Raw genomic sequence first — 810 nt, forward strand, 5'->3', positions numbered from 1 at the left:
AGGCCCTCCTCTTTTCTTTTTTCCCCCTTCCTCTCCCTCTCCCCCTTTCCTCTCTTTTTTTTCCCCTCCCTCTTTTCCCTCCCTTTCCTCTTTTTTCTCCTCTCTTTTTCCTCTCTCTCCTTTCTTCTCCCCTCCTCCTCCTTCCCTTCTTCCTTTTCTTCTTCTTTCCTCTTCTTCCCTCTTTCCTCTTTTTCTCTCCTCCTTCTTTTCTTTTTCCTTCCTCTCCCTCCCTCCCTCCTTTTTCCCCCTCTTTCTTTTTCTTCTCTTTCTCTCTCCCCCCTTTCTCCCCCTCCTTCTTTTCCTCCTCCCTTCTTTCTCTCTTCTCCTCTCTCCTCTTCCTCTCCCTCTTCTCCCCTCCTTTCCTCCCCCCTCCCTCCTTTCCTCTTCCTTTCCTTTTTCTTTCTCTCTTCTTTCTCTTCTTTCTCTTTTCCTTCCCCCTCTCCTCCCCCCCCCCCCTTTTCTTCCCTCCTTCTTCCCCCCCCCCCCTTCCCCTTTTCTCTTTCCCCTTTTTTCTCCTCCCCTTTTTTCTCCCCCTTCTTTTCCCTCTTTTCTTTTTCTCCTCCCTCCCTTCTTTTTCTCTCTCCCCCTCCTTTCTTCTTTCTCCCCTTCCCTCTCCTTCCTCTTTCTTCTTTTCCTCCCCTTCTTCCTCTCTCCTCTCTTCCCTCCTTTTCTTCTCCCCTCCCCCCTCTTCTCTCCCTCTTCTTTTCCCTTTCTTTCCTCTCTCTTCCCTTTTTTCTCCTTCTTCCTCTTTCTCTTCCCTTTCTCCTTTTTTTCCTCCTGGGGGCGTAATGGTTTGAAATCTAGCTTGGA

At 49.4% G+C, this 810-nt stretch carries 1 protein-coding gene; it reads right to left on the reverse strand.

Going from position 1 to position 810, the window contains the following annotated elements; all coding sequences use genetic code 11:
* Positions 1-810: hypothetical protein (locus K5Q73_RS21900; protein ID WP_220766189.1), on the reverse strand; the 810-nt coding region annotated here is incomplete at both ends.

This window comes from Shewanella sp. MBTL60-112-B2 (genome assembly GCF_019655055.1).
GTDB lineage: Bacteria > Pseudomonadota > Gammaproteobacteria > Enterobacterales > Shewanellaceae > Shewanella.